The organism is Mesorhizobium sp. WSM4822 (genome assembly GCF_055811155.1).
The window spans coordinates 202,942-226,504 of record NZ_JBVVQM010000007.1 but is presented as its reverse complement, the minus strand read 5'-3'; the positions used below and the strand labels follow the sequence as shown (position 1 = coordinate 226,504).

Annotated in this window: 26 protein-coding genes; 14 read left to right on the top strand and 12 right to left on the bottom strand. The window is 62.9% G+C overall.

Going from position 1 to position 23,563, the window contains the following annotated elements; genetic code table 11:
- Positions 1-73: 73 nt before the first annotated feature.
- The 6 genes from AC0L3E_RS18050 to AC0L3E_RS18025 all read right to left on the bottom strand — a co-directional run bounded on the left by AC0L3E_RS18050 (position 74) and on the right by AC0L3E_RS18025 (position 5,595).
- Positions 74-1,684 carry an NTP transferase domain-containing protein gene (locus tag AC0L3E_RS18050; protein WP_128310083.1) on the bottom strand — a complete coding sequence of 537 codons (1,611 nt, stop codon included), beginning with the start codon at positions 1,682-1,684 and terminating at the stop codon, positions 74-76.
- Between the two features lie 66 nt (positions 1,685-1,750).
- Positions 1,751-2,488 carry an XdhC family protein gene (locus AC0L3E_RS18045; RefSeq protein WP_128309111.1) on the bottom strand — a complete coding sequence of 246 codons (738 nt, stop codon included), beginning with the start codon at positions 2,486-2,488 and terminating at the stop codon, positions 1,751-1,753.
- A 6-nt stretch (positions 2,489-2,494) separates the two neighbouring features.
- Positions 2,495-2,833: an XdhC family protein gene (locus AC0L3E_RS18040; RefSeq protein ID WP_128309110.1), complete on the bottom strand. Its 339-nt coding sequence runs from the start codon at positions 2,831-2,833 to the stop codon at positions 2,495-2,497.
- A gap of 60 nt (positions 2,834-2,893) precedes the next feature.
- Positions 2,894-4,138 (bottom strand): vWA domain-containing protein, encoded by a 1,245-nt coding sequence (locus AC0L3E_RS18035; protein WP_473605284.1) that lies wholly within the window; start codon positions 4,136-4,138, stop codon positions 2,894-2,896.
- Positions 4,139-4,141: 3 nt separating this feature from the next.
- Positions 4,142-5,071 (bottom strand): AAA family ATPase, encoded by a 930-nt coding sequence (locus AC0L3E_RS18030; protein ID WP_023810354.1) that lies wholly within the window; start codon positions 5,069-5,071, stop codon positions 4,142-4,144.
- Positions 5,068-5,595, bottom strand: a complete 528-nt coding sequence (locus AC0L3E_RS18025; RefSeq protein WP_095791541.1) for a flavin reductase — start codon at positions 5,593-5,595, stop codon at positions 5,068-5,070. Before AC0L3E_RS18025 ends, AC0L3E_RS18030 begins: the two co-directional genes overlap by 4 nt.
- Positions 5,596-5,774: 179 nt before the next feature.
- Between AC0L3E_RS18025 and AC0L3E_RS18020 the strand changes: the two genes are divergently transcribed.
- Together AC0L3E_RS18020 and AC0L3E_RS18015 are read left to right on the top strand one after the other, a co-directional pair.
- Complete coding sequence (locus AC0L3E_RS18020; protein WP_473605283.1) at positions 5,775-6,848, top strand: branched-chain amino acid ABC transporter substrate-binding protein; 1,074 nt, start codon at positions 5,775-5,777, stop codon at positions 6,846-6,848.
- Entirely contained in the window at positions 6,848-7,873 is a 1,026-nt protein-coding gene (locus tag AC0L3E_RS18015; protein ID WP_473605282.1) for a P1 family peptidase, read from the top strand. Before AC0L3E_RS18020 ends, AC0L3E_RS18015 begins: the two co-directional genes overlap by 1 nt.
- 9 nt (positions 7,874-7,882) lie before the next feature.
- Here AC0L3E_RS18015 and AC0L3E_RS18010 read toward each other — a convergent pair whose 3' ends face one another.
- A complete protein-coding gene (locus AC0L3E_RS18010; RefSeq protein WP_127269889.1) occupies positions 7,883-8,137 on the bottom strand; it encodes a DUF2171 domain-containing protein in 255 nt (84 codons plus the stop codon).
- Between the two features lie 127 nt (positions 8,138-8,264).
- On the opposite strand from AC0L3E_RS18010, the gene AC0L3E_RS18005 reads away from it, so the two are divergent.
- The 3 genes from AC0L3E_RS18005 to purB are packed head-to-tail and all read left to right on the top strand — an operon-like array spanning position 8,265 to position 10,878.
- The gene (locus tag AC0L3E_RS18005; RefSeq protein ID WP_473605281.1) at positions 8,265-8,990 is read left to right on the top strand and encodes a DUF2259 domain-containing protein; all 726 of its coding nucleotides are present in this window, start codon (positions 8,265-8,267) and stop codon (positions 8,988-8,990) included.
- Positions 8,987-9,511: a hypothetical protein gene (locus tag AC0L3E_RS18000; RefSeq protein ID WP_245470064.1), complete on the top strand. Its 525-nt coding sequence runs from the start codon at positions 8,987-8,989 to the stop codon at positions 9,509-9,511. The genes AC0L3E_RS18005 and AC0L3E_RS18000 overlap by 4 nt, the downstream gene beginning before the upstream one ends.
- Positions 9,512-9,570: 59 nt before the next feature.
- Entirely contained in the window at positions 9,571-10,878 is a 1,308-nt protein-coding gene (gene purB, locus AC0L3E_RS17995) for an adenylosuccinate lyase (protein WP_127269895.1), read from the top strand.
- Positions 10,879-11,054: 176 nt separating this feature from the next.
- Here the strand turns inward: purB and AC0L3E_RS17990 are convergent, their stop codons facing one another.
- Complete coding sequence (locus AC0L3E_RS17990; protein ID WP_473605280.1) at positions 11,055-11,867, bottom strand: VOC family protein; 813 nt, start codon at positions 11,865-11,867, stop codon at positions 11,055-11,057.
- A 249-nt stretch (positions 11,868-12,116) separates the two neighbouring features.
- Here AC0L3E_RS17990 and AC0L3E_RS17985 point away from each other — a divergent pair, with 249 nt between their 5' ends.
- Positions 12,117-12,671, top strand: a complete 555-nt coding sequence (locus tag AC0L3E_RS17985) for an RBBP9/YdeN family alpha/beta hydrolase (RefSeq protein WP_127269899.1) — start codon at positions 12,117-12,119, stop codon at positions 12,669-12,671.
- Positions 12,672-12,677: 6 nt separating this feature from the next.
- Here AC0L3E_RS17985 and AC0L3E_RS17980 read toward each other — a convergent pair whose 3' ends face one another.
- Positions 12,678-13,451, bottom strand: a complete 774-nt coding sequence (locus AC0L3E_RS17980) for an HpcH/HpaI aldolase family protein (RefSeq protein WP_127269901.1) — start codon at positions 13,449-13,451, stop codon at positions 12,678-12,680.
- Between the two features lie 126 nt (positions 13,452-13,577).
- The gene (locus tag AC0L3E_RS17975; protein ID WP_013532126.1) at positions 13,578-13,898 is read right to left on the bottom strand and encodes a DUF1476 domain-containing protein; all 321 of its coding nucleotides are present in this window, start codon (positions 13,896-13,898) and stop codon (positions 13,578-13,580) included.
- Positions 13,899-14,173: 275 nt separating this feature from the next.
- On the opposite strand from AC0L3E_RS17975, the gene purC reads away from it, so the two are divergent.
- Both purC and purS read left to right on the top strand, forming a co-directional pair.
- Positions 14,174-14,968 carry a phosphoribosylaminoimidazolesuccinocarboxamide synthase gene (gene purC, locus AC0L3E_RS17970; RefSeq protein WP_013532127.1) on the top strand — a complete coding sequence of 265 codons (795 nt, stop codon included), beginning with the start codon at positions 14,174-14,176 and terminating at the stop codon, positions 14,966-14,968.
- A 43-nt stretch (positions 14,969-15,011) separates the two neighbouring features.
- Entirely contained in the window at positions 15,012-15,254 is a 243-nt protein-coding gene (gene purS / locus AC0L3E_RS17965) for a phosphoribosylformylglycinamidine synthase subunit PurS (protein WP_027028672.1), read from the top strand.
- Positions 15,255-15,293: 39 nt separating this feature from the next.
- On the opposite strand, the gene AC0L3E_RS17960 is transcribed toward purS, so the two are convergent.
- Positions 15,294-16,466 (bottom strand): hypothetical protein, encoded by a 1,173-nt coding sequence (locus tag AC0L3E_RS17960; RefSeq protein WP_127398865.1) that lies wholly within the window; start codon positions 16,464-16,466, stop codon positions 15,294-15,296.
- A 414-nt stretch (positions 16,467-16,880) separates the two neighbouring features.
- On the opposite strand from AC0L3E_RS17960, the gene purQ reads away from it, so the two are divergent.
- The 4 genes from purQ to AC0L3E_RS17940 all read left to right on the top strand — a co-directional run bounded on the left by purQ (position 16,881) and on the right by AC0L3E_RS17940 (position 19,348).
- The gene (gene purQ / locus AC0L3E_RS17955; RefSeq protein WP_027036974.1) at positions 16,881-17,549 is read left to right on the top strand and encodes a phosphoribosylformylglycinamidine synthase subunit PurQ; all 669 of its coding nucleotides are present in this window, start codon (positions 16,881-16,883) and stop codon (positions 17,547-17,549) included.
- An 84-nt stretch (positions 17,550-17,633) separates the two neighbouring features.
- Positions 17,634-18,299 (top strand): glutathione S-transferase family protein, encoded by a 666-nt coding sequence (locus AC0L3E_RS17950; protein ID WP_127810643.1) that lies wholly within the window; start codon positions 17,634-17,636, stop codon positions 18,297-18,299.
- Complete coding sequence (locus tag AC0L3E_RS17945; RefSeq protein WP_127398768.1) at positions 18,296-18,703, top strand: hypothetical protein; 408 nt, start codon at positions 18,296-18,298, stop codon at positions 18,701-18,703. The genes AC0L3E_RS17950 and AC0L3E_RS17945 overlap by 4 nt, the downstream gene beginning before the upstream one ends.
- Before the next feature lie 3 nt (positions 18,704-18,706).
- Complete coding sequence (locus AC0L3E_RS17940; RefSeq protein WP_352583746.1) at positions 18,707-19,348, top strand: Pr6Pr family membrane protein; 642 nt, start codon at positions 18,707-18,709, stop codon at positions 19,346-19,348.
- Between the two features lie 76 nt (positions 19,349-19,424).
- Here the strand turns inward: AC0L3E_RS17940 and AC0L3E_RS17935 are convergent, their stop codons facing one another.
- Entirely contained in the window at positions 19,425-19,676 is a 252-nt protein-coding gene (locus tag AC0L3E_RS17935) for a DUF1127 domain-containing protein (protein ID WP_128308296.1), read from the bottom strand.
- A gap of 94 nt (positions 19,677-19,770) precedes the next feature.
- On the opposite strand from AC0L3E_RS17935, the gene AC0L3E_RS17930 reads away from it, so the two are divergent.
- The gene (locus tag AC0L3E_RS17930; RefSeq protein WP_127381292.1) at positions 19,771-21,180 is read left to right on the top strand and encodes an aminotransferase-like domain-containing protein; all 1,410 of its coding nucleotides are present in this window, start codon (positions 19,771-19,773) and stop codon (positions 21,178-21,180) included.
- 119 nt (positions 21,181-21,299) lie between these two features.
- On the top strand, positions 21,300-23,531 hold the full coding sequence (gene purL, locus AC0L3E_RS17925; RefSeq protein ID WP_127408863.1) for a phosphoribosylformylglycinamidine synthase subunit PurL: 2,232 nt from the start codon (positions 21,300-21,302) through the stop codon (positions 23,529-23,531).
- Positions 23,532-23,563: the final 32 nt, after the last annotated feature.

Sequence of the window (23,563 nt, the reverse complement as noted above, 5' to 3'; positions counted from 1 at the left end):
GCCGGCAGGCCAGAGGGGGGTGCGACGGTACGAATAGCCATGCCCAAGGCATGCGTAATTCGGCTTGGGTTTGTCAATCCTGCAGCACGCCGCCGGCGCCTTCCAGCGCCTCGCGTGTGTCGACATCGACTGACGCCGCCGCGCCGATCTCGACATCGATGACATCGAGCCCTTCCGTCTCAACCAGATGGCGCGCGCCTGTGTCGCCTTCGAGATGGGCGATCGCCGGAAACAGCGAGCGCGGCAAAAGCACAGGGTTGCCGCGCTTGCCGTCATGCGAGGCGCGGACCACCGCATTGCCGCCTGCCTTGCGGAAAGCATCGATCAATCTGTCGAGGTCATCGGACGTGATATCAGGCATGTCACCGAGAACGATCATCACGCCGGCGGAATCTTCCGGCAGATAGGCGATGCCGGCTTTCAGCGAGGTGGACAGGCCCTCGGCAAAATCGGGATTGTCGGCGAAGGTCACGTCGAGGCCCACCAGCGCAGCGCGCACCCGCTCGCGCTGGTGGCCGGTGACGATGACAGTGCCGGACGCCTTCGAGCCGAGCGCCCGCTCGGCGGTGCGGCGCACCAGCGGCTTGCCGTCGAACAGCGCCAGCAGCTTGTTCGGCCCGCCCATGCGGCTTGAGCGGCCGGCCGCCAGCAGCACGATGCCGACCTTGAGCTGGCTTCTCGCCGGCAGCGGTTCGCGCGGCTGCGGCCGTGTCGGGATTTCCATCAGCAGCCCACCGACCCCCATGCCGGCAATATCCCTTGCGGTCACGTCGAGGCCAGCGATCAACCGGTCCAGCACCCAGTCGAAACCATTCTCCTTGGGGCTGCGGGCGCAGCCGGGCGCGCCGATGACGTGCTTGCCGCCGAGCGTTCCGAGCACCAGCAGATTGCCGGGATCGACCGGCATGCCCGCGCGGATGACTGCACCACCCGCCTTCTCGATCGCCGCGGGAATGACATCGGCAAAATCGCTCATCGCCGAAGCGCCGAAGATCACCACCATGTCGTTGTCGCGCGCCAGGGAGACCGCGGCCTCCGCCACTGGCGCGACCTCATGCGGCGTGCGGCGCTCCGCAGTCAGCCTGCCGCCCGTACGCGCCAGCCGCGCTTCCGTGACTCGCAGCGTCTTGTCGAGCACGGAAGGCTTGATGCCCGGCAGAACCGTCTGGATGACGCCGACACGCACGGGCCGGTAGGCATTGACGGCAAATATCTCGCCCGCGGCGCAGATTTTCGTCGCAGCGTCGACCAGCGCTGAACTGACCGCGAAGGGGATGATCTTCACGGTCGCGACCATCTGGCCTTTCTCGACCGGCGCATGCTGCGCCAGCGTCGCAATGGTGATGGCGGGATCGATGGCATTGATGGCATCGATGACAGCGGCATCGACCGTGAAGATGCCCGGCGCCTTGGCATGGAGATTGACCCGCCCGGTCGCGGCAGGCCTGGCTTCGATCCCGCGAAAGGTCATGCTCTCGGCGATCGTCTGCGCGGCGGCATCCTCGCCGAGGTCGTCGACGGCCAGCACGGCCGCAACGACCTCAGAAATGCCGGCAGCCCGCAGCAGCGCCACATCTTCGGCGCTCAGCCTGTGCGCCTTGCGGAAGCGGCGTTCGCCGGCGGTGGTCGAATGCGCCAGCACCGCGCCTTCCGCGGTCTCGATCGGGATCGGGCCGAATTTCACGCCGCAGCGCCCGCAGAGCGCCGCGCGTCCTTTTGGACGCGCAACGGACGCTCTGCTAGTTTGAATCTACGCATCGTGCTTTTCCAAAGTCGATTTCGATTTTGGAGCCGATGCGGAGGCATCGAGACCGCGCGAGCGGAAGGCGTGGATTGCCTGGGCCAACACCGCAACGGCGATCTCTCCCGGGCTGGCAGCACCGATGTCGAGCCCGATCGGCGCATGGATACGGGCGATCTGATCGGCGCTCGCGCCCAGCGCCAGCAGGCGTTCGACCCGCTTCGCATGCGTCTTCCTGCTACCCAGCGCCCCGACATAGAAACAGTTGGCGTCAAGCGCGGCCTTCAGCGCGAAATCATCGACCTTCGGATCATGGGTGACGGCGGCAAGTGCGGTGTAGCTGTCAAGCGGCTGGCGCTTCAGCACATCCTCCGGCCATTCGGCATGAAGCGCCACATCGGGAAAGCGGTCCGGCGTGGCGAAGGCGGTGCGGGGGTCGATTATCTCCACGGGATAGCCGGCGATCTTCGCCATCGGCGCCAGCGCCTGGCTGATATGGACAGCGCCAATCACGACCAGACGCGGCTGCGGCAGATGCGCGTTGAGAAAGAAAGTCCTCCCCTCTGCCTCGACCGAACCGGAATTGCCGGTGCGGAACGCCTTGGCAATGGCAGCGCCGAGATCGCCGGCGACCTGATCGCCTTCGCGCACGATGCGGTCGCGGCCGTCACCGAGATCGGTGACAAGGATCGCCGCACGGCGAGCTCGTCGTTCGGCGTTCAAAATTTTTAAGGCGTAGGGATCCATCCGAGATCAGCCCAGTCTTTCCACGTACACCTTGATGCGGCCGCCACAGGACAAGCCGACCTGCCATGCGGTTTCATCGGCAACACCGAACTCCAGCAACCTGGCCTTGCCGCTGTCGATGACGTCGATGGCCTCACTGACCACAGCGCCTTCGACGCAGCCGCCCGAGACGGAGCCGTGGAAATTGCCGTCGGCGTCGATGACCAGATGGCTGCCTACAGGTCGGGGCGCCGAACCCCAGGTCTCGACCACAGTCGCGATGGCCACGTCCTTGCCGTCCTTCATCCAGCCCTCCGCGATGATCAGCGGGTCGCGGGCCTCATCCAGATAAATGCTGTTTTCCATGACCGTTTCTCCAGAAGTCTGTTTTTCTCGGGATCTGTTTTCCGGGTGGGAAAGATATGGTTATGCGGCGTGCCTCGCGCCAGCGTCCAGCCATCGGCGCGGATCGACGGATTGTGCCGACTTCTTGTCCAATGACGCGCAGAGATCGGCGAGCGCATCGAGATTGTGCACCGAGCGGAACTCGTCGACATGCGGCAGCATCGCCTTGACGCCACGGGCGCGCGCCTGAAAACCGTCAAAGCGCAGCAACGGGTTCAGCCAGATCAGCCGCCGGCAGGATTTGTGCAGGCGCTCCATTTCCTCCGACAGGCCGTCGACATCGTCGCGCTCCAACCCGTCGGTGATCAGAAGCACGACCGCCCCCTGCCCCAGCACGCGCCGCGACCATATCAGGTTGAACTCGGCAAGTGTGTCGCCGATGCGGGTGCCGCCCGACCAGTCCTTGACCGCCGCAGAACAGTCGGCAAGTGCTGCATCGGGATCGCGGTGGCGCATCTGCCGGGTCAGATTGGTCAGCCTTGTGCCAAAAACGAACGTGTGCACGCGCCGGCGTTTTTCCGTGAGCGCATGCAGGAAATGCAGGAAGATGCGCGTGTACTGGCTCATCGAGCCTGAAATGTCGGCCAGAACCACCAAAGGCGGATGAACTTCGCGGGCTGAGCGGAATTTCGGCAGGATCAGTTCGCCGCCGGTGCGCGCGGCCGAACGCATCATGGCTCGCGGATCGATGCGGCGGCCATGCGCATCGGCCTTGAAGCGCCGGGTCCGCACCATGTCGAAAGGCAGCCGCAGTTCGGCGATCGCCTTCTTGGCGTCGGCCATCTCGGCGGCGTTCATCTGGGCAAAATCCTTGGCCCGCAGCACCTCGTTGCCGGAAAAGGTGAAGCGGGCGTCGACCTCGATCTCGGGAATTTCCTGTGGCGGCTGGTTCTTCTGGTGGCCCTCGAACATCGCCTGGCTGACCCGGTTTTCAGCGGCGCGCGGCTTCTGCTTTTCCTTGGTGTCGGGTGCCACCGGCGAAAACATAGCCAGCATCTTCTCGATCAGTTCACGCGATTTCCAGAACAGCCGGAAAGCTTCGTCGAAAGTGGCGTGATCCTCATGCCTGGACACCAGCACGGCGTGCAGCGTCCAGTAGAAATCGTCGCGCGAACCAATGCCGGCGGCGAGCACCGCCTCGATTGCGTCCTTGACCGAGGCCGGCCCGACCCGCATGCCTGATTTGCGCAAGGTGCGGGCAAAATAGACGATGTTGTCGGCGATTCGCCCGTGCGGCATGGCCTCTTTCGGTTCGGGGGGCGGCATCGCCTACTCCGCCGCCGAAAGCTCGGCCTTCACCTCGTTGAGGATGCGCCGGCCTTCGCCCTGTTCGATGCGGGCAATGTCGTCCTGGTATTTCAACAGCACGCCGATCGTGTCGGAGACGGTTTCCGGATCGAGCGCCACCTTGTCGAGCTCGGTCAGCGCGCCGGCCCAGTCGATGGTTTCGGCGACGCCAGGCACCTTGAACAATTCGATCTGGCGCAGCTTCTGGATGAAGGAGACCACTTCGGCCGAAAGCCGCTGGTTGGCCTGCGGCACCTTACGGCGCACGATCTCGAGTTCGCGCTCGGCGTTGGGATAGTCGACCCAGTGATAGAGGCAGCGCCGCTTCAGCGCATCGTGGATTTCGCGGGTGCGATTGGTGGTGATGATGACGATCGGCGGTTCTTCCGCCTTGATGGTGCCAAGTTCGGGCACCGTCACCTGAAAGTCGGACAGGATTTCGAGCAGGAAGGCTTCGAACGCCTCGTCGGTACGGTCGAGCTCATCGATCAGGAAAACCGGGGCAGCGCCCGTCTTTCCGGTCAGCGCATCGAGCACCGGGCGGCGGATCAGGTATTTTTCGGAAAAGACGTTGCGCTCCATGGCGGAGCGCTCGACCTTGCCGGCCGCCTCCTCCATGCGGATCTCGATCATCTGCGCGGCGTAGTTCCACTCATAGACGGCGGACGAAACGTCGAGGCCTTCATAGCACTGCAGGCGGATCAGCCGGCGACCGAGCGCCTGTGCCAACACCTTGGCGATCTCGGTCTTGCCGACGCCGGCCTCGCCCTCGAGGAACAGCGGCCGCTTCATACGCAACGACAGGAACAGCACGGTCGCCAGCGACCGGTCCGCTACATAGTCCGCACCGGTCAGGAGATCGAGCGTCTCGTCGATCGTCCGTGGCGCGGCGCGCGGTTTCAGCTCGGTCATTCTTTCTCCGTGAACGCCGCCGCTCCGCTGTCCAGAACGTGGTAGCCGCGGGCGTGGTAGATCAGCGGCCGCAAATTATCGCCCATACGCAGACCTGTCACCTTGCCAAAAAGCACACGATGGGTGGCCAGATCCTTGGTGTCGATCAATTCGCAGTCGAACACGGCAAGCGCGCCTTTCAGCGTCGGCGCGCCGGTGGAGATCACATCCCATTCGCCAAGCGCGAAACGCTCCTCGACCGGCAGGCCGGTGATGCCGGAAAAGCCGACCGACAGCGGCTCCTGGTGCGAGGCCAGCGTGTTCAGGGCAAACCTGCCGTTTTTCACGAACAGCTCATTCTTGGCATTTTCGCGGTTGAGACAGACCAGGATGGTCGGCGGCGTGTCCGACACCGAACAGGCGGCGATCACCGTCGTGCCGCGCTTGCCGGCCGGCCCGTCGGTGGTGACCACATGGACGTGGCCGGCAAAGTGGCTCATCGCGTCGCGATAGGCCTGCGGCCCAATGTCGTTCTTCTTCAGCACCGTATTTTTTCCATGGTCAGGATCCTACCGACATATATGGCCAGATATAGCCCGCCACAAGCGAAGTGCTTGAGCCATATCCCGAAATTCCCGTGTTGCACCAAGGCCGGGCAGCCTTTAGGTCTTGGCGGCAATAGTGCCAGGAGCATAGAGCCGGCACGGAGGGACCCATCGCTCGAATGCGACCCAGGACAAGAACAATAGCGGCGCTGTTCTGGCTGTTTCTGGCCAGTGCCGCGGATGCCCAGACGCTGCTCGTCGGCGTCGCGGCACCGCTATCGGGACCATCTGCCATTCTCGGCAAGCAGATCGAGGCCGGCACCGGCCTGGCGGCCGAAGCGAACGGCATCGAACTCAAGACCGTGGATGACGCCTGCACCGCCGATGGCGGCGCTACTGCTGCCAGGGATTTCGCCGCTGCCAAGGTCAATGTCGTGGTCGGCTTTCTCTGCACCGAGGCGATCGAGGCGGCGATGCCGATCCTGAAGGACGCCGGCATTCCGGTCATCACCATTGGCGTGCGGACCGAAAGCCTGACCGACCGCCGCGCCAAGACCGGCTGGCCGGTCTATCGCCTCGGGCCGCGCGGCGACGATGAGCGCAACGCCATCGCGTCCGCCCTCACCCATCTATGGCAGAACGAGCTGTTCGCCATTATCGACGACGGCACCATCTACGGACGTGAGATCGCCGAGACGTTGCGGGCAGCGGCCGAACAGGCAGCGCTGAAACCGGTATTCGTCGACACGTTCCGGCCACAGCTCGACAACCAGATCGGCATGATCGGCCGGCTGAAGAAGGCTGGCGCGACGCATGTCTTTGCCGGTGGCGACGGCGACGACATCGCCATCATGGGCCGCGATGCCGCACAGCTTCAGGCGGGCATCGTCTTTGCCGGCGGCGAAAATCTCCGCACACCGCCGGGCGATGTACCCTATGCCGTGGGCACGCTGATGATCGCACCGCCGGAATGGGCCGATGTCGCCGATCCAAAAGTGCTGGCGGCATTTGACGCTAAGAAGATCGTGCCTGACGGCTATGCGCTGCCGGCCTTTGCGGCGGTCGAAATCGCCAAGGCAGCATCAGGCTTGTCCGAAAGCTCGGGCAAGCCGCTGACGGAGGCCCTGACCGGACAGGATTTCACCACGGCGATCGGGCCGATCCGCTTTGATGCAAAAGGCGACCTCAGCCAGAGCCCCTACCGCGTCTTCCGTTTCGACGGCACGCGCTTTGCGCCCTTGGACAGCAACTGATGTTTCGCACCGGCCCACGCAACCTGATCACCGACGTTGCCGGCCTGCGCGTCGGCAATGCGTCCGACGCCAGCCTGAAATCCGGCGTGACGACCGTGCTTTGCGATGTGTCCACGGTGGCCGGCGTTCAGATCCTCGGCGGTGCGCCGGGCACCCGCGAGACCGACCTGCTCGAACCGCACAATTCCGTCGATGTGGTGCACGCAGTGGTGCTTTCGGGCGGCTCGGCTTTCGGCCTCGACGCGGCGTCCGGCGTACAGGCGGCATTGCGTGAACGCGGCATCGGCCTCGAGGTCGGTGGCTTTCGCGTGCCGATCGTGCCCTCGGCGATCCTGTTCGACCTGCGCAATGGCGGCGACAAGGATTGGGGCCGTTATCCGCCCTACCGCGAGCTTGGCTATGAAGCCGCGCAAACCGCCACCGCCGATTTCCAGCTTGGCACGATCGGGGCCGGCACCGGCGCGCTGACCTCGGGGCTAAAAGGCGGCCTCGGCTCCGCCTCGACGCTGCTGGATAGCGGCGTCACCGTCGGTGCGCTGGCCGCCGTCAACCCGACCGGATCGGTGACCACAGGCCGAACCCGCCATTTCTGGGCAGCACCGTTCGAAATCGGCAACGAATTCGGCGGGCTTGGTTATCCCTCGCCGATGCCGGACGATGCGAAACGGATTCTTTTGAAACACCGCGACAAGCATGTTGGCAGGCAGATGGAGACCGGCGGCAACACCACCATCGCCGTCATTGCCACCGATGCGGTGCTCACAAAAGCTGCCGCCAAGCGCCTGGCGATATCGGCGCATGACGGGTTCGTGCGCGCGATATGGCCGACGCACACACCGGCCGATGGCGACCTTGTGTTCGCGCTGGCGACCGGCACGAGCGGTATCGAACTCTCCGCCGATGCGGCGATCGATCTCTACGCCGCAGCCGGCGCCACCATGGCGCGCGCCATCAGTCGCGGCGTCTATGCGGCAACCCCTGCCGAAAACGATCTGTTTCCGGTCTGGTCGTCACGCCTGAGGTGAAGCGATCAATCAGACCCGATCGGACTTTTCTTCCTCGAACGTCACCGCAACATCGGAATTCGCCGACAGCCAGACCTTCTTGCCGTCGACTTCGGCAATCAGGCTCAGGGGAATATAGTGATGATGGCCCTTGTGAGCGCCCTCGCCGCTATCGGCCTTGGTCAGCTTGATGCGCTGGCCATCGACCTTGTCGACAGTGCCGACATGCACGCCGTCGGCGCCGACGACTTCCATATGCTCGCGAATTTTGCTGGTGTCGGTCATGGTGGTCTCCATTGGGACTGCCGACGATAACAAATGACGGGCCGATTGGATGCATCGGCTTTCGCACCGCACGACGTTTTGATTTCGGCGTGCTAGGGGATTGAGACGATCACGGGGGTGAAGACCGATGCGAATGCTCTTTCTGTTTGCCGTTGGCCTGCTTGCACAGTTTGCCACCTCGATCGCGGCTCATGCCGGCGATGTCGCCGAACTTGAAATCCTCGGCTTCACCAAGGACGGCAGCGTCTTTGCTTTCGAGGAATATGGCGTGCAGGATGGATCGGGTTTTCCCTATGCCAACCGCTACTACATCGACACCGGCACCGACGGCTTTCTCAAGGGCACGCCGATCCGGGTCCGGCTTGAGGACGAGAATGCCAAACTGGATGCGGCGCGCCTTCAGGCCCGGCAAAAAGGCGAAGCCATTGTCAGTCAGGCCGAGTTGGACGCCAATCGCGGCATCACCGTCGGCTTCAACCCGGTGACCGAACTTTCGGCCGATCCGCACCGGATGGCAGTCAACCCGCGCCCGATCTTTTCGCCGGTCGACCCACCGCTCGAGTTTCGGCTCGACGAGCTCGGCATGAACAACACCGAGGGCTGCGAGAGCCAGGGCGAGATCAACGGCTTCCGGCTGCTGCGTATCGAGGCGCAGGATGGCGGCACGACCAAGCTGCTGCACGAGGACAAGTCGATACCGAAAAGCCGGGGTTGCCCGAACGGCTACCGCATCGGCGCTGTGCAGACCTTTTCGATGGACAGTCTCAGCGCCTATGCCGTGCTGATCGCGGTGCGCCAATACGGCTTTGAAGGCCCGGACTTTCGCTGGATCGCGGTGACCGGCCGCCTGTGACACCGCTTGTCCCACCCGCCCCGCGCGATCGTTCGCTGAACCGCCTTCGCCGCGCGATACCGACGCCGCGCACTGCGTTTTATGGCGCCTTGCTATGGGCCACGACGATGGGCGCCAGCGCGCTCGTCGCCCTGTTGTTGGACGACTGGGAGACGCCGGCGAAAATCCGCATTGTCACCGCGCTGTTTGCGGTGGGAGCTGCGCTGGCTTTTCCCATCGGCCTGTTCGCGGCGCGGCTGGTCTCGCAGGGAAGACGCTGGGAAGTCGCCTTTGCCGCGGCCTTCGTGTGCCTAGCCGCGGCGACGATCGGCCTGACCGCCGGGCTCTTTGCCCTGCAGTACCGCTCCTACTACGCCGAGTGGCACGCCCCTGCTTTCACCCGCACCTGGGTCCTCCAGTTCGTCTTCACGACGCTGATTGCGCTCTACCAGTTCGTGGTGCTGGGCATCCGGCTCTATTTTCCAGTTGGTTTCATCGCTCTGTTTGCCGCGGGCGTCTGGTTTGCGCGCCAGCAGCGTTGAGCATTTTGCTCGCCTCTGTTAGGACGCGGGCAAACTTCTCGATATGTCAGGACTGACCGATGATCCCTCGCTATTCCCGGCCGGAAATGGTCGCCATCTGGTCGCCAGAAACCCGGTTCCGCATCTGGTTCGAGATCGAAGCCTATGCCTGCGACGCGCTGGCCGAACTCGGCGTCATTCCCAGGGAAGCGGCAAAAACCATCTGGGAAAAGGGCGGGGCGGCAAAATTCGATGTCGAGGCGATCGACGAGATCGAGCGCGTCACCAAGCATGACGTCATCGCCTTCCTCACCCATCTCGCCGAATTCGTCGGCCCGGACGCCCGCTTCATCCACCAGGGGATGACCTCGTCCGATGTTCTCGACACCTGTTTTGCCGTGCAGCTGACCCGCGCCAGCGATATCCTGCTCGCCGATATCGATGGCTTGCTTGCAGCGCTCAAGCGCCGCGCCTTCGAGCACAAGGACACCGTCACCATCGGCCGCAGCCATGGCATCCATGCCGAGCCGACCACCTTTGGCGTCAAGCTGGCGCAGGCCTATGCCGAATTCTCGCGCTGCCGCGAGCGCTTGGTGCACGCGCGGGAAGATATAGCGACCTGCGCGATTTCGGGCGCGGTCGGCACCTTCGCCAACATCGACCCCTATGTCGAGGAACATGTGGCGGCAAAGCTCGGCCTGAAACCCGAGCCGGTGTCGACGCAAGTGATCCCGCGCGACCGCCATGCCATGTTCTTTGCCACGCTCGGCGTCATCGCCTCGTCGGTCGAGCGGCTGTCGATCGAAATCCGGCATTTGCAGCGCACCGAAGTGCTGGAGGCGGAAGAGTATTTTTCGCCGGGCCAGAAGGGCTCGTCGGCCATGCCGCACAAGCGCAACCCGGTGCTGACCGAAAACCTCACCGGTCTTGCCCGCATGGTGCGCTCCATGGCGCTGCCGGCGATGGAAAATGTGGCGCTCTGGCACGAGCGCGACATCTCGCACTCCTCGGTCGAGCGCATGATCGGCCCGGATGCCACCGTGACGCTCGATTTCGCACTGTCACGGCTGACCGGCGTCGTCGACAAGCTGCTCGTCTATCCCGACAACATGCTGAAGAACATGAACAAGTTCCGCGGCCTCGTGCATTCGCAGCGCGTCATGCTGGCGCTGACCCAAGCCGGCCTGTCGCGCGAAGACTCCTACCGCCTGGTGCAGCGCAACGCCATGAGGGTGTGGGAGCAAGGCGCTGATTTCCTTGAGGAACTTTTGGCCGACAAGGAAGTGACCGCAGCGCTGCCTGAAGCCGAAATCCGCGAGAAATTCGACTTGGGCTATCATACCAAGCATGTCGACACGATCTTCAAGCGGGTGTTTGGAGAAGCCTGAGCTTCCTTCTCCCCGTCACTATACGAGGAGAAGGTGCCGGCAGGCGGATGAGGGGCGGTGCCGACTTCGGCGACAATCGCACCCATTCACGCTTTGAGAAATTCACGACTTTGGCGCTGCCCCTCATTGCCCTGCCGGGCATTTCTCCCCGTATAGTGACGGGGAGAAAGACGCTCTCAAGCCTTGCCGGGAACAGTCCTGATCACCGTGCCCCACGGATCTTCGCGGGTTGCCGGGCTCGTCACCTTGTCCGAACGCATCTCGACCCAGGCAAGGCCCGACCGGCTCGAATCGCGGCGGCCGGCGCCTGAACTCTGCCAGGCGTTGGCGCCGATGTGGTGGTGATAGCCGCCCGACGACAGGAACACCGCCTGGCCACCGTATTTGGCCATGGTGTCGAAGCCAAATTCCTGGTTCCACCAGGCTTCGGCGTCTTCCGGCCTGCCGACACGCAGGTGGACATGGCCGACGATGCTGTTTTCCGGCGTACCCTGCCAGCCGGCATCACCCGCCGGCACTTCGGCAACGACGGACGGAATGTTCAGCCGTTCTGTCGCCATGGCAATCTTGTCGCCGTTCCACTTCCAGTCCTGCGGACGGCGGTCGGCATAGATCTCGATGCCATTGCCTTCGGGATCGGTCAGGTACAGGGCTTCGCTGACCAGATGGTCGGAAGCGCCCTCGATCGCGATCTTGTTTGATACGGCGTGGTTGATCCAGCGGCCGAGGTCGGCGCGGCTGGGCAGCAGGAAGGCGGTGTGGAACAGCCCGGCGCTGCGCGGATCATCCGGCTTGGCTGAAGCGTCCTGCTCAAGCACCAACAAGGGACGGTTGGCGGCGCCCAGGGTGATCGCGCCATCGGCACGGCTCAACTCCTGCAGACCGACAATTTCGCGGTAATAGGCGGCAAGGCTTTCCGCGTCGCGCGCCTTCAGCCCGACACAGGCAATGCTGACCGGGGTGGTGGCGGCAAAAGGCAACTCGCTCATCGAATGCTCCGTTCGACCGGCCTGCGATGAAGCTCCCAAGGCGAGAAGCCCCACTCCGCCGATCATTGTACGTCGTGTCAGTTCCAAAGTCAGGGTTCCCGCGCACGGCTGTTTCTTTTCCTGACCACAGATCGTCCATCTGCATCGTTCACACAAGACGCGAAGAAGCGAACATGGTGTTCACTATTGTGATCAAAAGCGGCGTTCCTGCCGGTTGCACGAAGCGATGCCGCTCGCTATCTCAGCGCCATGAAGGTCAAGGAAGCAGATATTCTCATCGTACCGGGCTACACCAATTCCGGCCCCGACCATTGGCAGAGCCGCTGGCAGTCGAAACTGTCGACGGCGCGCCGCGTCGAACAGGCCGAGTGGTCGAAGCCGGTTCGCGAGGACTGGACGGCGAGCGTCGCCGAGGCGGTCAACGAGGCCGAGCGGCCGGTCGTCCTGGTGGCGCACTCGCTCGGTGTCGCCGCTGCAGTGCAAGCCATTCCGCAGTTCCGCAAGCCGGTTGCCGGGGCCTTCTTCGTGGCACCTCCCGACGTCGCCAATCCCGAGATCAGGCCCAGGCACCTGATGACCTTCGGCCCCTATCCGCGTGAGCCGCTGCCCTTTCCCTCGATCGTGATCGCCAGCCGCAACGATCCGTTCTGCGCCTTCGATGTCGCGGAGGATATCGCCGGCGCCTGGGGTTCGCTGTTCATCGATGCCGGTGAGACCGGTCATCTCAACCCGGATTCAGGTTTTGGTCCTTGGCCCGAAGGTTCAATGACCTTCGCCAAATTCCTGACGGATCTGAAACCTTGAGCGTCTTCAGGACCCGATCGAATCGCGGACGCTCTTGATCAGCGTTTTTGCCCCAAGCCCGATCAGCGAATGCTCGGAGCCCATGGCCAGCAGGCGATAGCCCATCGACACGACCCGGCCGGCAATTGCCGGCTCGACAACGTAGATCGCCGCATGTTTGCCGGCCTTGCGGGTGCGCTCGGCCACCGATGCCACCGTCTCCATCATGCTTTCCAGCGTCGAATTGACGGTCGCACCATTGCTCCAGGCGATCGAGAAATCCGACGGGCCGAGGAAGATGCCGTCGATGCCGGGCGTGTCGAGGATGCCATCGAGCGCATCGAGGGCGGCACGCGTCTCGACCATGGCGAAGGCCATCGTGCGCTGGTTGGTGTCGCGCAGCCAGTCGGCCTGGTCGCCTTGGCCGTGGCGTGGAAAAGCGTAGGTCGGACCCCAGGAGCGCTCGCCGAGCGGCGGGTATTTCATGGCGGCGGCGAACAGTTTTGCATCGGCAACCGAATTCACCATCGGCGCGATGACTGCCTCGGCGCCGAAATCGAGCGCGCGGCTTGCCATGTCGAAACGGCCAACGGGAATGCGCACCAGCGCCGGCTTGCCGGCAGCGAGCACCGGCACCAGGCCACGCAGCACGCTGTCTTCGTGATGGCCGCCATGCTGCATGTCGAGCGTGACGGCATCGAAACCCTGCTTGGCGACGATTTCGACGGTCAAGGCATCCGGCACGCCGGACCATGCGGTGAACAGCGTTTCGTCGGCCGCGAGGCGGGACTTCAGGGACATGGATACTTTCCTTGTTAACTCCGGCAGTTTCAGCCGGAAACCGCGACAAAGGCAAAGAAAAACCGCCCGGATAGGCCGGGCGGTCGATTGGTCCAGCGTATGGCCGGGATCAGCGCATGGCCCGGATCAGGTGTTCTTGATCTGCTCGATCGCCTGCGCCATCAGTTCGTCCATGGTGCGGCGGATCTGGTGGTCCGACTGCTCGACGCCGGCCGCGTCGAAATCCCCGCGGATCTTGCGGAACACGTCGTGGTCGCCGGCTTCCTCGATGTCGGAGATAACCACTTCCTTGGCATAGGCGTCGGCATCAGCGCCGGATTTTCCGAGCTTTTCGGCGGCCCACAGGCCGAGCGCCTTGTTGCGGCGCGCCGAGGCCTTGAACCGAAGCTCCTCGTCGAATGCGAATTTACGCTCAAAGCCCTCTTCGCGGTCTTTCATGCTGCTCATGGCGTCCCTCCGGTCAAATTCGATTCGTTGGCGGTGAATATGTGCGTTGCCAAAGCACAAACCAAAAGGTCGCGGGTCGGTCAATACGCTTCATCGCATGCTGCGCTGCGGCATTTCAGTCCCGAAAGCGGTTGATTGGAAGGATTTGCCGATTGAGCAAACGATGTGATTGGGATAGACCCGGCATTGAACCCTACCGTAGCCGCACTATTTCAGGCAGACGGACAGGAAATGGTCTGATACCGCCCTGTCCGGAACCCCAGAGAAAAATCCAGATGAAAAATCGCCGCCGCATTTATGAAGGCAAGGCCAAGATACTCTATGAGGGACCCGAACCGGGCACGCTTATCCAGTTCTTCAAGGATGACGCCACCGCGTTCAACAAGAAGAAGCACGAGGTCATCGACGGCAAGGGCGTCCTCAACAACCGCATTTCCGAGTACATCTTCAACCATTTGAACCGCATGGGCATTCCGACCCATTTCATCCGCCGGCTGAACATGCGCGAGCAGCTGATCAAGGAAGTCGAGATTATTCCGCTCGAAGTGGTGGTGCGCAATGTCGCCGCCGGTTCGCTGTCCAAGCGGCTCGGCATCGAGGAAGGCACCGTTCTGCCGCGCTCGATCATCGAATTCTATTACAAGGCCGACGCACTCGACGACCCGATGGTGTCGGAAGAGCACATCACCGCGTTCGGCTGGGCGAGCCCGCAGGAGATCGACGACGTCATGGCGCTGGCCATCCGCGTCAACGACTTCCTCTCCGGCCTGTTCATGGGCGTCGGCATCCAGCTCGTCGACTTCAAGATCGAATGCGGCCGGCTGTTCGAAGGCGACATGATGCGCATTGTCGTCGCCGACGAGATCTCGCCGGATTCCTGCCGCCTGTGGGACGTGGCGACGCAGGACAAGCTCGACAAGGACCGTTTCCGCCGCGACATGGGCGGCCTCGTCGAGGCTTACCAGGAAGTTGCCCGCCGCCTCGGCATCATGAACGAGAACGAACCGCCGCGCCCGACCGGCCCGGTGCTTGTCGCCTCGACCGACGGCCTCAAAGGCAAGCCGCACTAATCGCGGTTTGCGCCCCGATACCCAGAACAGGAGCAAGTCCAGCGTGATCAAGGCCCGCATTACCGTCACCCTCAAGAACGGCGTGCTCGACCCGCAAGGCAAAGCGATCGAACACGCGCTGTCTGGCCTGGGTTTCGGCGGCGTCGGCGCGGTGCGGCAGGGCAAGGTGTTCGACGTCGAGCTGGCGGAAAGCGACAAGGCCAAGGCCGAAGCCGACCTCAAGGCCATGTGTGACAAGCTGCTGGCGAATACGGTGATTGAGAATTATAGTGTGACGCTGGGGTAACGCCGATAGCGCCCGCCAGTTGGCGGGCGCTGATCCGGTCTAGATCGGGCGTGGACTGCGCGGCCTGCGAACCCACAGGTAGTAGATCGCGATTGCGCCAGCGATGATCACGAGCAGTTTGTAGAACATTCGTTTGACATCACCAAAGTCGAAAACCTTGTCGATCCCTTCGGGACTGGCCGGGTTTCGCAACAGCTCGATCTCAGTGCCGATCGACGTGGGCATCTTCATAAAAAAATCTCCGGCCACGTCAAACGAATACTCGCCACCACCCGGAGCGCGATAGGCGAGCTTTGCGGTTGGGATTTTCGTGATGCGCCAGGCGCCCTCTCCCGGCGCCGGGGTCAAAGGAGCCGTCGCGGCACCAGAAGAGCAATTGGCGCGCGACCGCTCTACCCAGTCGCGCCTGACCTTCACTTCCAGTACACACTGCATTCCGGTCTCAACCACGTCCGCTTTTTGCCGTTCCCAGGTGAACGTGTGAATGAAGCGGACGACGGCCGGCTTCATTGACGATGCGCCCAAAAAGAAAAGCGCTGCTGCCATCCCCGTCAGTAGGAGCTTTAACACGAAACGACCGAATGCCAGGCTCCGTTTCGTTCGCGCCATTGCCGCCAGTTGGACGGCTCTTACCCGAGGATCGTCGGAGAGCTGGCTCGGATCGCGCCCGTCGCCAATTGCGCGCCGCAGACCCACCAACACCATCATGTTGAACCACCCTACAAGAGCGACCATCAGAAGGTGCCAATGCAACCGATGAAAGGTGGTGTGATGGCTAGCAATGCAGGCGTTTGCGAAATCAATCCGAGATAAGCCGTGACGACCACCCGCGTTCCAGACGCCGTCCCCCGAAACAAGCGGCACCAACAAGAATGCCGTAAGGCCCGCTCCAGTCAGAAAAAGTGCGCGGTAAGCGCGAAAGCGTCTCTTGTAGGTAAAGACATCAATCGCATCCGATATGATCATCCCTGCGGAAATGACGCCGAGGCTGACTGAAATAATCGTGGTCACGAGAAACAGGCGCGTGAACGAGACGGCACAGGCGCCGAGGCTCGTATCGAGGGAAAGCCACTTTGAAAAAAGCTCCCCCGTGGAAGGGCGGGCGTCCCACATCAGCATGAATGCGAACGCGCCGAGCGACGCCACTATCGTCGCCGATACCCACATGGCGCGCCGAATGTCCTCGCGTTCTTTGATCTTGCCGTTGTCCACCGGAGTCTCAAGTCGTTTGCAGCCATCGTCCTTATGCTGCTGCAGACGTTAATATCCCGGATTCATACTGTATAAAAATCTTTAGAGAGCGTCTCGGACGCTTCAAAGACGAGCCGAGACTTGATCAATAGTGAGAACCCTGGTCCATCGTTGGGCTTTCCGCAGCTACAGATCTTGACCGCTGACATTGTTCCAGCGACTTCCGCGCGTTCACCGGAAAAGCGGCGTGACGTATGATTTGAACGAGCGTGAAGCTTTCCAAACGCAATCTCACGCAGGAAAGTGCTATCCTGAGCGTCGACTCGGCAGCGATGACCAAGAACGGGGCATTATTCTTTCTCTCGACAACGGTGTCTGGTTGACCAACCACGTTTCACCCCGGTATCTGGTTCAGATGCTCGAACGGGAATTGCCATGAAATCAGCCGTTGTCCTCCTGCCCGGCCTCAACCGCGACCGCGACATGATCGCGGCGCTGACCAAGATTTCGGGAACGCCGCCGGTCACCGTCTGGCAAACCGACACCGAAATCCCCGATGTCGACCTGATCGCCATTCCGGGCGGCTTTTCCTTCGGCGACTATCTGCGCTGCGGCGCGATCGCGGCGCGCATGCCGGTCATGCGGGCGGTGGCCGAAAAAGCGGCCGCCGGCGTTACGGTCATCGGCGTCTGCAACGGTTTCCAGATCCTGGTCGAGGCCGGCCTGTTGCCGGGCGCCTTGATGCGCAACACCTCGCTGAAATTCGTCTGCCGGCAGGTGAAGCTCGAGATCACCAATGCCAACACCATGTTCACCCGCCGCTATCAGCCGGGCCAGATCATTCGCTCGCCGGTCGCGCATCATGACGGCAATTATTTCGCCGACGCCGACACGCTTGCCCGAATCGAAGGCGAAGGCCAGGTGGTGTTCCGCTATGCCGAGGGCACCAACCCCAACGGCTCGATCAACGACATTGCCGGCATCGTCAACAGCCAAGGCAATGTGCTCGGGCTGATGCCGCATCCGGAAAACCTGATCGAAGCAGCCCATGGCGGTACCGACGGCCGCGGACTGTTCGAGAGCGCCCTCGGCATCGCTGCCTGACGATATCGAAGCGAACAGCTTGAAAACAGCCGGACATTCCTGTCTCTTTGGAGCAAGTCTGGTTCATTGGGGAGAGAGACGGTCATGAAACTCTATTCGCGGCCGTTGTCGCCCTACTCGTCGATCGTGCGGGCATTGGCCTACATCAAGGACGTACCACTCAAGATCATCGCGCCGCCGCCCGGTTTTCCCATCCCGGAAGAGTTTCGCGCCATCTCACCGATGAACCGGATTCCGGTGCTGATCACCGGCTCGGGCGAGACGATCGTCGAATCGGTGGTCATCGCCGAATATCTCGAGGAACGGTTTCCGGAACCGGCGCTGCTGCCGCCCGATTCCAAGGATCGCGCGCTGGTGCGCATGTTCGCCCGCATCACCGATCTCGATGTGCTGACCCCGATGATGAAGCTTTTCGAGCTTCATTCCGTGCCGAAGCGCAACAATGCCGAGATCGACGCCCAATTTGCCCGCCTGCATCATGGACTGGCGGCGATCGAGGCGCGCATGGCGCAAGGGCCCTTCGCACTCGGCGACGACATCAGCTTCGCCGATGCCTGGCTGACGCCGACACGGTTCATCTTCAACAATTTCCGCGCCATGACGGGACGCCACGACCTGCTCGACGCCTATCCCAAATTCGACGCCTACCAGCAGATCGCCTCGCAACATCCGGCATTGTCGCGTGTGTGGGGCGAGATGACCGATGGTTTGAAGATTTTTCTGTCCGAACTCGAGATGGGTGCCGCTTGATCAGACGCAAGACGATCGCACTGGTCGCCGCGGCGGGCTTTGTGCTGGCATCCTGCCAGTCGACGCCAAAGAGCACGCCTGTCCCTTCGGGCAAAAGTGCCTCGCTGCTGGCCATGGAACAAGTGGCGATCGCTGCCCATAAATGCTGGATCGCCAGCAAGGACCCAGCCTTCAAACCGTACCAGATGGCCAATGAGCTGAATTCGTTCAGCGGCACGCCGCGTTTCCTGCTGGTGCCGGCCAAGCACTATGGCGGCAAACCTTTGCTGGTCGTGCAAGCGCAAGGCAATTCTAGCCGCGTCGACGTCTTCGGACCGCTGATGAACGATCCGCTCGGCGCCCGCATCGGCTCGGACATCGCCCGTTGGCAGGCCGGCAATCCGGCCTGCGCCGCGACGGCCTAGCCCATGGGCCGGTTCCTGCAGATCGCGGGTCTGGTCATCGGTCTGGCCGGGCTCATCCTGCAGTTCTGCATCAGCATTCCGGCATCGATGGAAGCCGGCCGCAGCCTGCTTGGCTCAATCATTTTCGTCTCCAGCTTCTTCACCATCCTGACCAACATCGGCGCGGTGCTGGTGTACACGTCGCTGCTGTCACCCACCTTCTATGCCTGGCTGCCGGCCTTTGCAGGCGCGCGGATGCGGGCCGGCGTTGCGGTTTCGATCGCGCTGGTCTTCATCATCTACGCAACGGTCCTGGCACAACTCTGGCAGCCGCAGGGGCTGTTCCTGCTCTGCGACGTCCTGCTGCATTATGTGACGCCGGTGCTCTTCGTGCTGTGGTGGTTGATATCGGGCGCTGACGGCAGGACGCGCTGGAGCGACATTTCCTGGTGGGTGATCTATCCCATCGCTTATCTGGTCTATGCGCTGGTGCGGGCGCCGTTTGCCGGCGAGGTGCCCTACCCTTTCCTGGACATCGCCAAGAACGGCGCGACCGGCGTCGCCATCTCGGCCGCAGCCATCACCGGACTTTTCCTCGTGCTGTGCGTGGTCGCCGTCCTTGCGGACCATGCCGTTGCACGCACCAGGGCATCGAGCGTCCGTTAGAACTGTGCGGACGTCCTGTCCGCATTTCCCGGGACCATCATCTTTCCCAAACCGGTTCCCACTTTTGGGATCAGGGTCAGTCCCAGAACGGCCTGATGCCCTCGCGGTGGGCGTCGCAGCGCGTGACGCCGATATCCTTGAGCTGGTCGTCGGTCATCTCCAGCAGCGCAAACCGGCTGCGGCGGCGATCCAGCAGGTTGTCGATCCATCTTGCCATCGACCTCAGCACGCGCACAAGACGGCTGACAAAACCGCGCTGAGCCGATGGGCGTGTGGATTGGCCTGATAATGCAGCGCTCGAATGACGTATTGTCGCGATTGTATTCATTTTCTTTCTGCCAACGTTCTAGATTGTACCCTTTTTTGCACGCGATTGATATGTATTGACTCATCCCCTCGGTGCAATATAGAAAATTGTCACCATGACAACTTGGCTTCCCGATCTCACCACCGGCTCCGGGCCGCTGTATCAGCGCCTGGCGGATTCCATCGAGACGGACATCGATCGGGGCGTGATCGATGCCGGCGCAAAGCTGCCGCCGCAACGCGACCTCGCCTACGACATCGGCACCACCGTCGGCACGGTCGGCCGGGCCTATCAATTGCTGCGCGAGCGTGGGCTGGTGAGCGGCGAAGTCGGGCGTGGAACCTATGTGCTCGGCCAGCGCGCGAAGCCGGATTTTCCGGCTCCGGACGTCGGCGGCGAAGGCACGCGCTATATCGATGCGCCTAAGGGCAAGCTGCGTTTCGACAGCACCGCAGCACCTGATATCGGCCAGGGCGACATTGTCGCCGGTGTCCTGTCGCGCACGGCGCAGGACCATCCGCATGAGATTTCGAGCTACACGCGGGACTTCCCCGACCGATGGTACGAAGCCGGCGCCCGCTGGTTGGCGCGCAATTCGTTTCGTCCGAGTGCCGACACCATCGTTCCCACGCTCGGCACCCATGCGGCGGTGATGGCGGCGATCGCGGCGCTCACCATGCCTGGCGACTATATTGCCTTCGAGCACCTCACCTACTCGCAGATTTCCCGCAGCGCCGGCCTGATCGGCAGGCGCACGGCGCTGGTGGCATCGGACGAGGAAGGCATCGATCCGCAGGATTTCGAGCGCGTCTGCGCGCAAAAGCATCCCAAGATGATCTTCCTGATGCCGACGGCTCAGAATCCGACGCTGGCCACCTTGTCGGCGGCGCGCCGCGAGGCGATCGCCCATGTCGCACGCGAATACAACGTCGTCCTCATCGAGGACGACCTCTATGGCAATCTGACAGATGATCCGACACCATTGCTGGCCGAGTATGCGCCTGAACGGACCATTGTCGCGGGCGGCCTGTCGAAGTCGGTCGCAGCCGGTGTGCGCGGCGGTTGGCTTTCCTGCCCGCCCGCCTACCGCCACCGCATCCGTGTCGCCCACAAGATGATGACCGGCGGCATGCCCTTCCTGCTGGCGGAGGTGAATACAAGGCTGGTGCTGTCAGGTCAGGCGGACGAGATACGCAAGCGCAGCATCGCCGAAATCGGCGCCCGCATCGCCATCGTGCGCGAGACTTTGGCCGGCTTCGCGGTCAAGTCGCATGACAGGGTGCCCTTTGTCTGGCTGGCCCTGCCCGACCCCTGGCTTTCCGGCACCTTCAAGAACGCCTGTCTGGAGCACGGCGTGCTGATCGACGACGAGGACGAATTCAAGGCCGGCCGTTCCGAGCAGGTTTTCCATGGCGTCCGCTTTGGCGTTTCGCAGCCGAGACAGCGCGGGGATATCGCTGAAGGCGTCGCGGCGATCCGGCGACTTCTCGATGAAGGCCGCGCTGGCTACGACAGCTTCTCCTGACGCTGCGTGGCTTTGTCCGGTTTTCCGTCGTTTTTCGTCAATCCATGGGTGTATCGGCCGCAAGGCTTGCGATAAGACGGGACTCAAAATCCCAATGTCCCGGATATAAATCGCCGCCCATGACCATTTCCAATTCCGTGCCGATCACCCCCGAGCTCATTGCCTCACACGGGCTCAAGCCCGACGAGTATCAGCGCATCCTCGATCTTGTCGGGCGCGAGCCGAGCTTCACCGAACTCGGCATTTTCTCGGCGATGTGGAATGAGCACTGCTCCTACAAATCCTCGAAGAAGTGGCTGCGCACGCTGCCTACCACTGGTCCGCAGGTCATCCAGGGGCCGGGCGAGAATGCCGGCGTGGTCGACATCGGCGATGGCGACTGCGTCGTCTTCAAGATGGAGAGCCACAACCACCCGTCCTATATCGAGCCCTACCAGGGCGCGGCGACCGGCGTCGGCGGCATATTGCGCGACGTCTTCACCATGGGCGCGCGGCCGATCGCGGCGATGAATGCGCTGCGCTTCGGCTCGCCTGACCATCCCAAGACCCGGCACCTCGTTTCAGGCGTGGTTTCCGGCGTCGGCGGCTATGGCAACGCCTTCGGCGTGCCGACGGTCGGCGGCGAGGTCAATTTCGACGCTCGCTACAATGGCAACATCCTGGTCAACGCCTTTGCGGCGGGCCTTGCCAAGACCGATGCGATCTTCCTGTCGGAAGCCAAGGGTGTCGGCCTGCCGGTCGTCTATCTCGGCGCCAAGACTGGCCGCGACGGTGTCGGCGGCGCCACCATGGCCTCGGCCGAATTCGACGACAAGATCGATGAGAAGCGCCCGACAGTGCAGGTCGGCGATCCCTTCACCGAAAAGTGCCTGCTGGAAGCCAGCCTCGAACTGATGGCCTCGGGCGCAGTCATCGCCATCCAGGACATGGGTGCCGCCGGCCTCACCTGCTCGGCGGTCGAAATGGGCGCCAAGGGTGACCTCGGCATCGAGCTCGATCTCGACAAGGTGCCGGTGCGCGAAGAGCGCATGAGCGCCTACGAGATGATGCTGTCGGAAAGCCAGGAGCGCATGCTGATGGTTCTGCGCCCGGAAAAGGAAAAGGAAGCCGAGGCGATCTTCCACAAATGGGGGCTCGACTTCGCCATCGTCGGCAAGACCACCGACGATCTGCGCTTCCGCGTGCTGCACCAGGGGGATCAGGTCGCCGATCTGCCGATCAAGGATCTCGGCGACAAGGCTCCGGAATATGACCGGCCGTGGGTCGAGCCGAAAAAGCCGGCGCCGCTGGCCGCCAATGACATTCCGCAAGCCGACGTTGCCGACGCGCTGCTGAAGCTGCTCGGCGGGCCCGACCTGTCTTCGCGCCGCTGGGTCTGGGAGCAGTATGACACGTTGATCCAGGGCAATTCGCTGCAGCTTCCAGGCGGCGATGCCGGCGTGGTGCGGGTCGAAGGCCATGCCACCAAGGCGCTCGCCTTCTCCTCCGACGTGACGCCGCGCTATTGCGAGGCCGACCCTTATGAGGGCGGCAAGCAGGCGGTGGCCGAATGCTGGCGCAACTTGACCGCCACCGGCGCTCTGCCGCTGGCCGCCACCGACAACCTCAATTTCGGCAACCCGGAACGGCCCGAGATCATGGGCCAGCTGGTCGGCGCGGTGAAGGGCATCGGCGACGCCTGCCGCGCGCTTGGCTTCCCGATCGTCTCCGGCAATGTCTCGCTCTACAACGAGACCAACGGCCAGGGCATCCTGCCAACCCCGACCATCGGCGGCGTCGGGCTGATCGCCGACTGGTCGAAGATGGTGCGGACCGGCTTTGCGGCCGAGGGCCAGATGATCCTGCTGGTCGGCGCACCGGCGTCCTGGGGAACGCATCTCGGGCAATCGGTCTATATGCGTGACGTACACGGCCGCACGGATGGCCCGCCGCCGCCGGTCGACCTCGATCACGAAAAACGCGTCGGCGACCATGTGCGAGCGCTCATCGCATCCGGCATCGTCACAGCGGCGCATGACGTTTCCGATGGCGGTGTCGCCGTTGCACTTGCCGAGATGGCGATGGCGTCCGGAATCGGCGCCGCCGTTCCCGGTCTTGTCGGCACCGACCCGATCCCGGTCTGGTTCGGCGAGGACCAGGGCCGTTATCTCCTGACGCTGTCGATCGATCCGCATGGCGACGAATGGGACGCCATTCGCAAGCAGCAGGGCGAACTCGGCATCTTCGCGCCGTGGATCGGCTCGACCGGGGGCAGCGCGCTGAAGCTTGGCGACGCCAGGGCAATCCCGGTCAGCGAACTCTCCGCGGCGCACGAAGGCTGGTTCCCCCGCTTCATGGACCAGGCCAGTTGACGAGAGCATGATCCCGAAAAGTGGGAACGGTT

Bases quoted from the DNA above. Each gene is read 5' to 3' on its own strand.
- AC0L3E_RS18040 (WP_128309110.1), bottom strand. From the start codon at position 2,833: ATGGAAAACAGCATTTATCTGGATGAGGCCCGCGACCCGCTGATCATC.
- AC0L3E_RS17990 (WP_473605280.1), bottom strand. From the start codon at position 11,867: ATGAGCGAGTTGCCTTTTGCCGCCACCACCCCGGTCAGCATTGCCTGT.
- purQ (WP_027036974.1), top strand. From the start codon at position 16,881: ATGAAATCAGCCGTTGTCCTCCTGCCCGGCCTCAACCGCGACCGCGAC.
- AC0L3E_RS18020 (WP_473605283.1), top strand. From the start codon at position 5,775: ATGCGACCCAGGACAAGAACAATAGCGGCGCTGTTCTGGCTGTTTCTG.
- AC0L3E_RS17975 (WP_013532126.1), bottom strand. From the start codon at position 13,898: ATGAGCAGCATGAAAGACCGCGAAGAGGGCTTTGAGCGTAAATTCGCA.
- AC0L3E_RS17980 (WP_127269901.1), bottom strand. From the start codon at position 13,451: ATGTCCCTGAAGTCCCGCCTCGCGGCCGACGAAACGCTGTTCACCGCA.
- purL (WP_127408863.1), top strand. From the start codon at position 21,300: ATGACCATTTCCAATTCCGTGCCGATCACCCCCGAGCTCATTGCCTCA.
- purC (WP_013532127.1), top strand. From the start codon at position 14,174: ATGAAAAATCGCCGCCGCATTTATGAAGGCAAGGCCAAGATACTCTAT.
- AC0L3E_RS18015 (WP_473605282.1), top strand. From the start codon at position 6,848: ATGTTTCGCACCGGCCCACGCAACCTGATCACCGACGTTGCCGGCCTG.
- AC0L3E_RS18035 (WP_473605284.1), bottom strand. From the start codon at position 4,138: ATGCCGCCCCCCGAACCGAAAGAGGCCATGCCGCACGGGCGAATCGCC.
- purB (WP_127269895.1), top strand. From the start codon at position 9,571: ATGATCCCTCGCTATTCCCGGCCGGAAATGGTCGCCATCTGGTCGCCA.
- AC0L3E_RS18045 (WP_128309111.1), bottom strand. From the start codon at position 2,488: ATGGATCCCTACGCCTTAAAAATTTTGAACGCCGAACGACGAGCTCGC.
- AC0L3E_RS18010 (WP_127269889.1), bottom strand. From the start codon at position 8,137: ATGACCGACACCAGCAAAATTCGCGAGCATATGGAAGTCGTCGGCGCC.
- AC0L3E_RS18030 (WP_023810354.1), bottom strand. From the start codon at position 5,071: ATGACCGAGCTGAAACCGCGCGCCGCGCCACGGACGATCGACGAGACG.
- AC0L3E_RS17985 (WP_127269899.1), top strand. From the start codon at position 12,117: ATGAAGGTCAAGGAAGCAGATATTCTCATCGTACCGGGCTACACCAAT.
- AC0L3E_RS18005 (WP_473605281.1), top strand. From the start codon at position 8,265: ATGCGAATGCTCTTTCTGTTTGCCGTTGGCCTGCTTGCACAGTTTGCC.
- AC0L3E_RS17950 (WP_127810643.1), top strand. From the start codon at position 17,634: ATGAAACTCTATTCGCGGCCGTTGTCGCCCTACTCGTCGATCGTGCGG.
- AC0L3E_RS17940 (WP_352583746.1), top strand. From the start codon at position 18,707: ATGGGCCGGTTCCTGCAGATCGCGGGTCTGGTCATCGGTCTGGCCGGG.
- AC0L3E_RS17935 (WP_128308296.1), bottom strand. From the start codon at position 19,676: ATGAATACAATCGCGACAATACGTCATTCGAGCGCTGCATTATCAGGC.
- AC0L3E_RS17930 (WP_127381292.1), top strand. From the start codon at position 19,771: ATGACAACTTGGCTTCCCGATCTCACCACCGGCTCCGGGCCGCTGTAT.